Raw genomic sequence first — 6,302 nt, 5'->3', positions numbered from 1 at the left:
GGCCTTGCGTATCCTGGCCATTGTCGCGGAAGGCAGCGGCCTGTCGCTGAGCGAGATATCGGCGCAAAGCGGGCTCGCCGCTTCCACGGCCTACCGCATGCTGACGACACTCGAAAACCACAGCATGGTCGAGTTCGATACGTCAGACCAGCTCTGGTCGATCGGTGTCGAGACCTACCGCATGGGCGCGGCGTTCCTGCGCCGCCGCAAGCTGGTCGACCGCGCCCGCGTCGTCATGCAGGAATTGATGGAGAATACCGGCGAGACCGCCAATCTCGGCGTCGCCGAAGATGACTGCGTGGTCTTCGTCAGCCAGGTCGAAACACACCAGGCGATCCGCGCCTTCTTCCGGCCCGGCACGCGCAGCCCCTTCCATGCCTCCGGCATCGGCAAGGCGGTGCTGGCGCATCTCGAACCGGAGCGCGTCGGAACCATCCTGCGCAAGGCGGGCCTGCAGCGCTATACGGACAAGACCCTGTCCGACATCTCCGCCCTCGCCCACGATCTGGCTGTTATCAAGCATCGCGGTTGGTCGGTCGACGACGAGGAGCGCCACCCCGGCATGCGTTGCGTCGCCGCCGCCATCTTCAACGAATATGGCGAACCGATAGGCGGGGTTTCCGTGTCGGGGCCGACGGTCCGGGTGACGCCGGAGCGGCTGGCCGAGATCGGACCGTTGGTGCGCAATGCGGCAACCGAAGTGACGCGGATGATCGGCGGCGTGCAAGCCGGCTGATCAACCCGCGCCGGGCAGCGCGCTTTTGGCCGCTATGTCGAAGAAATCGAGCAGGATCGCCATGCCGACACCGCAGGCGGTAAAGACGAGGCCGGCCATGAAGATGCGGTTGGCACGCTCATAGACCCGCCGCTGCAGGGATCTTGTGTCGAGCAGCAGCGACAGTGCCCGCATCTGCAAGGCGATGCCGACCAGGATCGGCAAAACGGCGACAAGGTGGTAGGTCTGCCACGGGATCGGGTTGGCGGCCCAATGGGTTATGAAGCCCAACGAAAATGCCAGCAGGATGCCGACAGTGGTGACCGTGCCGTTGCGGAAAACCGTTTCGATCAGGTCTTCTTTCGGGTCCTGCTCGTCCAAGCCACCCTCCCCTCAGTTGGCACCGGGATAAGACTAGACGCTCCGAAAATCGCTGTATACCGCCGGCCGCATGGGATTTGACCGTCTTGCCGTGGCGCCTGGATGCATGCGAAAGGGCGCGAATGAGGAAACCGGTTCAGCTTTTGCTTGTGACTTCACTTTACGGGTGCGTGGCGGCGGCACCTCGACCCGATGCCGGCGACCAACGCGTCAATCCCATTCCGATCTCGCTGGCGCTGGAGGAGATCATCACGTCCGGTGTCCGCCAACACCTGCCGGATCCGGCCTCCGCCAAGTTCGGGACGATGCTCGCCGGCGAGCGAACGCTGAACGGCCACCGGGAGATTGTGATCTGCGGCACCGTCAGCGCCAAGGCCTCGTCGGGCGTCCATGGCGACAAGCCATTCATCGCCAAGGTCTATCCGGAAGCCGCAAGCAGCTTTGAACTGGTGGCGATAGGCGACGAGACGGAGGCAGCCCGGCTTCAAATTGGCGGCTCCTGCCGCGCGGCCGGTTTGCCGACCCTCGACACCGACACGAAGACGCACCTCTAGAAAAAGACGGTGTTCAAACGACGAAGAGGGGCTGCCTAGCAACCCCTCTTTCCTGTCGTTGGTCCACTTTCCTGTCGTCTGCCTCCCCTCAGAGCCGGCAATAGTGGCTGTAGCCATCATGGCCGATATAGGTGTCGGAATCCGGATCGTAGCTCGCGTAGCGCTCGAAGCAGCGGCGGACGTGCCAGGAACCGCCATCTTCGTCGACATAGACAGTGCGCGGCTGCTGCTGGGCAAGCAGGCTGCCCAGGACGAAACCGCCGACGCCGGCGGCGATGCCGATGCCGAGGTCGTGGTGATGCGAGTGAGCCGCCGAGGGCTGGACGGTGCCGACCAAAGCGGCGGCGGCGACGGTGGTGGCGATGAGGCCGGAAACGAGTGTGCGCTTGAACATGACGATCTCCTTGCTTCGTTGACCGAGGCGATCCATCCGCCTCTTGATCATCTGTCGCCGCGGCATTGAAAAAGGTTCGACGGGGTTTTGATTTTTTTCGAACAAGCAGGAATCCGCTGCCTGAAAAGGCGCGGCGGCCCTCGCCGGCGTTGATCATCGAGACCCGTGCGCTTCGGCACATTGCGCCAATCGCGTCATCGCCCGTGGCGGCGACAGGAAGCGCCGTATCCATGCAAAAGGGCGGCCGAAGCCGCCCTTTCCTGCACTGGTGTCTTCAATCACGCCGCGAGACTGCGCTCAGTAGATGATGATGTGGTGGCGATGGTGATGGTGATGGTGATGGTGGCCATAGACCCACCAGTAATCCGGGTAGTCCGGGTAATCCTGGTAGTAGAGGTAGTCGTCGTAATGATGATGGCGATGCATGCCATGAGCCGACGAAGACTGAACGGTGCTGGCGAGCGCGCCGGTTGCAACGACGATGGCGAGGAGGCCGGAAACGAAACTGCGCTTGAACATGATGATCTCCTGGATCTCTGATCGAGGCGACCATTCGCCTCTGAGGATCAGTCGGCGTTGGGCAGCGAAAGGTTCGACAGGATCAGGAGATTTTTTGTGGCAGTAGGCAGTAGGCAGTGGTGAAACGGCACCATGCGCATCCGAACGATGCAACCCCTATTCCTATTCCCTATTTTCTCACCCCATGCCGGTGATATGGCGCAGCCAGAAAGCGAGCGCGATGAAGCCGATGATCGTGGTGACGCCGGTCCAGTCGACATTGGCCTTCTTCACGTCACTGATGAGCTTCACCAGCAGCATCCATGCCACGACAACGATAGGGAGAATGATGACAAGCCGTATCATGCGACACTCCGTTCAGCGCATTTGCACCTGCCCCGTTATGTAGGAAGCGCCTTCGCGGATTTCAGCACGCAGGCTCGGAGCATCATCCACCACGGCTGAGGTCCAAAAACGGAGTTTTGTCTTTACTGGCGCAACAAATATGCTAACCGGAGCGCCGTGCCCTTGTAGCTCAGCTGGTAGAGCAGCGGTTTTGTAAACCGAAGGTCGGCGGTTCGATTCCGTCCGGGGGCACCAGTTCCGACCGACGATTACCGCGAGAGCCAAGGACTTGCGAGTACTCTTACGAGGCGCTTACGAGGCGCTCGCGATTTGGGCCGACACGTTCGTCCTGGTGAACGTATTCCTCACCCTCATAGACTTATAGAGATAAGCAACCCAGAGTCCGGTTCCCGCAAACGAGGCCACGGGTGCCGCCAGTGCATCGCCTGCGAGCACCTGGTTCACCGGGACCCCCAGAATTGATGCGATCCAGATCGTGTCCAGGATAAAAACGACGGGGATCGCAAGCCACTGAAGCAGAAACAATTGCGGGAACCGTCGGCTTCGCCGCAGCATTGCCACCAGCACAACCAACTGAAGCGCCAGGAATGCCAGATTAAGAGCAACCTCGCCATACACGGCCAGGGAGCCATTCGGGAGGATCATGAGTTGCTGGTAGCCGCCGGCCGAACTGGCGAAGTCGGCGAGTGTGCGCAGCGGTGACAATGTCTGACCGATAGCCAGCAGCATCAGCCAGCCGCCGAAGCCCACAAGAGCCTCAGGATTCTGTGACGGCTTCGCGGCTGATCGAACAGCAAAGAAAACAGGCACACCGATCAACAGCAGCACGATCACCCAATGCCAGATGGAAAACGCCCCCATTTACCCCTCCCTTTTATGCCCCTCTAAGTTGTATCAGATTTCAAACTCAACTCAAGGGCCAAGCTTTGGGTAAGACGACGTGTGACGCCGAAGCGACGACTTCTCCTGCCTGCTCCTGACTCCCTCACACCCCGATCGCCGCCACCAATATCCTGTTCTGCCTGCGTATCGCCGCCCTCAGCTCCGGTATCCCAGCCTCTTCGCGTTTCACGAATTCGATGAACATCATGTTCATGTTGTTGAAGATCAGTTCGCCAAGCGCCGCGCCATCGATGTCCTGCCGCACCAAGCCAATCTCCTGCAGCCGGGCGATCAGCGCGCGGATCTGTTCGGTGAGCGAGCGATCGAGGCCGGTGTAGGCCTGGCCGAACGGGCTGTCGGGCAATTGCGTCGAGATCGCCATTGCCTGCCGCCACATCTCCTTGCTGAGATAGTGCAGCGAGTGTTCGATATAGATGCCGATCAGTGTGTCCAGCGCGTCGCCGACATTGGCCGGCGGCCGGGCGACCACGCCGCGCCCGGCATTGAGCACCTCGTTGACCTCCAGCGAGACGATGGCGCCGAGGATGTCGCCCTTGTTCTGGTAGTAATTGTAGATGGTGCCGATCGACACTTCGGCCTGCGCGGCGATCGCCTCGATCTTGGCGCCCTCATAGCCGGCCTCGCGGAAAAGTGCCGCCGCAGCATCGATGATGCGCCTGTGACGGTCCGCCTTTTGCCGTGCACGCAATCCGCTCATATCAGCCTCTTGCCACAAAAATCGAATTGACTCAATTTTAGAATTGGTTCAATTTTTTGCAAGAAGCCATAAAGGCAAGGGAGAACACTCGATGTCCATCAAATCCGGAAATCCGCTTTCCATCCTGAAGCGCCGGCTGCAGGCCGCGTGCGCCGCCACGGCATTGCTGCTTGCGGCCGGCAGCCTTGCCGAGGCCGCCGATCTCAACGCGCTGATCTGGTGCGATCATTCCGATCCGGCGCTGCTGCAGCCGTTCGAGGACGCCAACAACGTCAAGGTCAACGTCAAGGAATTCGAAGGCACCGGCGCCGGCCTCGCCATCGTCGAGCAGTCGCAGCCGGGCGATTGGGACGTGATGGTGATCGACAGTATCGACGTGCCGCGCGGCGTGGAAAAGGGCCTGTTCGAGCCGCTGCCGGAAGACAAGCTGCCCTTCGCCGACCTCTTCCCGCAGGTGAAGATGGACGGATCGACCGTCGTCGGCGGCAAGCGCTACGGCATCACCGAAAAATTCGGCTACAATACGATCGGCTTCAACAAGACCAAGGTCGACCCGGCCGACATGCAGTCCTTGGCGTCGCTGAGCAGTGACAAATACAAGGGCAAGGTCGCCATCTACGACTACTATCTTCCCGTCATCGGCATGGCCGCTCTCGCCATCGGCAAGAAGACGGCCGACCTCGGCGAAGCCGATCTGCCCGCCCTCAAGGCAGAGCTTCTCAAGATGAAGGCCAATGCGAAGCTGGTCGGTGAAGTCACCGCCAGCCAGACGGCGCTGGCGACCGGCGAGGTCGACATATTGGTCGGCGGCGGCGAATGGGTGACGGCAGGCCTTGCGAAGGAAAACCCGGCGCTGGACTTCTCCATTCCGAAAGAGGGTGCGGTGCTGTGGTCGCAGTCGCTCGCCATGTTCAAGGATTCCAAGAACAAGGACATGGCGCTGAAATTCATCCAGTACATCATGAGCCCGGAAGGCCAGGCGCGGCTTGCCACGTCGTCCTGCTACTGGGGCATGCCGTCCAACACCAAGGCCACACTGACCGGCGACCAGAAGAAGGTCCTGCGTTTCGACGAGCAGCCTGGCTTCCTCGCCCGTGCACAGGCCTACCCGGCGCCGAATGCCGATCTCGACAAGAAGATGCAGGATATGTGGACCGAAATGCTGCAGGCCAAGTGAGCGACCGCGGCTCATGAACTCGACAGGAAACAGCGGGCGTGCCCTGCCCTGGGCGCTGGTCACGCCGGCACTGGGCTGGACGCTGCTGTTCTTCGTGCTCCCGTTCGTGGCCATGGGGTTTTCGAGCCTCACGTCGCATGAGAACGGCGGCTTCACGCTTGCCAACTACAGCCAGTTCTTCAGCAATCCCTCCTACTGGCAGGCGATGGTGAACTCGCTGCAGGTCACCGCCATCGTCACCGTGGTCTCCGTGCTGCTCGCCTATCCCTTCGCCTGGATCCTGGCCGAACAGGTGCCGGAGCGCTGGCAGCGGCTGGCGCTGATGCTGGCCGTGCTGCCGTTCTGGACCTCCTATGTCGTGCGCTCCTATTCGTGGCTGCTGGTGCTGGCGCAGAACGGCGTCATCAACCGCGCGTTGACCGGTTCTGGCCTGATCAGCGAGCCGCTGCAGCTCGCCAATACGCGCTTGGCCACCGTCACCGGCTTCGTGCATTTCTTCGTCATGCTTTTGACGCTGACCATCTTCGCCGATCTGAAGCAGCTCAGCCCGAGCTACCGCAAGGCCGCCGCCGATCTCGGCGCCGGGCCGGTGCGCACCTTCCTGCATGTCATCCTGC

At 61.3% G+C, this 6,302-nt stretch carries 10 protein-coding genes and 1 tRNA gene; 5 read left to right on the top strand and 6 right to left on the bottom strand.

The genetic code is table 11. The annotated features are described in order from the left end of the window. Nucleotides 1–736 (top strand): HTH-type transcriptional regulator BhcR (gene bhcR, locus EOA36_RS23610; RefSeq protein ID WP_145969271.1); only part of this gene is annotated, 736 nt, incomplete at its 5' end. On the opposite strand, the gene EOA36_RS23605 is transcribed toward bhcR, so the two are convergent. Beyond that, nucleotides 737–1,096, bottom strand: a complete 360-nt coding sequence (locus EOA36_RS23605) for a hypothetical protein (protein ID WP_127279644.1) — start codon at nucleotides 1,094–1,096, stop codon at nucleotides 737–739. A gap of 122 nt (nucleotides 1,097–1,218) precedes the next feature. On the opposite strand from EOA36_RS23605, the gene EOA36_RS23600 reads away from it, so the two are divergent. After that, entirely contained in the window at nucleotides 1,219–1,650 is a 432-nt protein-coding gene (locus EOA36_RS23600) for a hypothetical protein (protein ID WP_127279643.1), read from the top strand. 88 nt (nucleotides 1,651–1,738) lie between these two features. On the opposite strand, the gene EOA36_RS23595 is transcribed toward EOA36_RS23600, so the two are convergent. The 3 genes from EOA36_RS23595 to EOA36_RS23585 all read right to left on the bottom strand — a co-directional run bounded on the left by EOA36_RS23595 (nucleotide 1,739) and on the right by EOA36_RS23585 (nucleotide 2,908). Continuing rightward, entirely contained in the window at nucleotides 1,739–2,044 is a 306-nt protein-coding gene (locus EOA36_RS23595) for a BA14K family protein (RefSeq protein ID WP_127279642.1), read from the bottom strand. Between the two features lie 297 nt (nucleotides 2,045–2,341). After that, nucleotides 2,342–2,563, bottom strand: coding sequence for a hypothetical protein (locus EOA36_RS23590; RefSeq protein WP_127279641.1), 222 nt, complete (start codon nucleotides 2,561–2,563; stop codon nucleotides 2,342–2,344). Nucleotides 2,564–2,740: 177 nt separating this feature from the next. After that, nucleotides 2,741–2,908: a hypothetical protein gene (locus EOA36_RS23585; RefSeq protein WP_127279640.1), complete on the bottom strand. Its 168-nt coding sequence runs from the start codon at nucleotides 2,906–2,908 to the stop codon at nucleotides 2,741–2,743. A gap of 158 nt (nucleotides 2,909–3,066) precedes the next feature. On the opposite strand from EOA36_RS23585, the gene EOA36_RS23580 reads away from it, so the two are divergent. Continuing rightward, nucleotides 3,067–3,142: transfer RNA gene (locus tag EOA36_RS23580), tRNA-Thr, on the top strand. Nucleotides 3,143–3,199: 57 nt separating this feature from the next. Here EOA36_RS23580 and EOA36_RS23575 read toward each other — a convergent pair. Together EOA36_RS23575 and EOA36_RS23570 are read right to left on the bottom strand one after the other, a co-directional pair. Further along, nucleotides 3,200–3,769 (bottom strand): DUF2569 family protein, encoded by a 570-nt coding sequence (locus EOA36_RS23575; protein ID WP_127279639.1) that lies wholly within the window; start codon nucleotides 3,767–3,769, stop codon nucleotides 3,200–3,202. A 124-nt stretch (nucleotides 3,770–3,893) separates the two neighbouring features. After that, nucleotides 3,894–4,508 carry a TetR/AcrR family transcriptional regulator gene (locus tag EOA36_RS23570; RefSeq protein WP_127279638.1) on the bottom strand — a complete coding sequence of 205 codons (615 nt, stop codon included), beginning with the start codon at nucleotides 4,506–4,508 and terminating at the stop codon, nucleotides 3,894–3,896. Between the two features lie 91 nt (nucleotides 4,509–4,599). On the opposite strand from EOA36_RS23570, the gene EOA36_RS23565 reads away from it, so the two are divergent. Then, entirely contained in the window at nucleotides 4,600–5,685 is a 1,086-nt protein-coding gene (locus EOA36_RS23565) for a spermidine/putrescine ABC transporter substrate-binding protein (RefSeq protein WP_127279637.1), read from the top strand. A gap of 13 nt (nucleotides 5,686–5,698) precedes the next feature. Then, nucleotides 5,699–6,302: ABC transporter permease (locus EOA36_RS23560; protein ID WP_145969270.1), on the top strand; the 604-nt coding region annotated here is incomplete at its 3' end.

The organism is Mesorhizobium sp. M8A.F.Ca.ET.021.01.1.1, from assembly GCF_003998025.1.
Taxonomy (GTDB): Bacteria; Pseudomonadota; Alphaproteobacteria; order Rhizobiales; family Rhizobiaceae; genus Mesorhizobium.
Note: the sequence above shows the minus strand (reverse complement) of the source record. Positions and strands in the feature narration are given on the sequence as shown.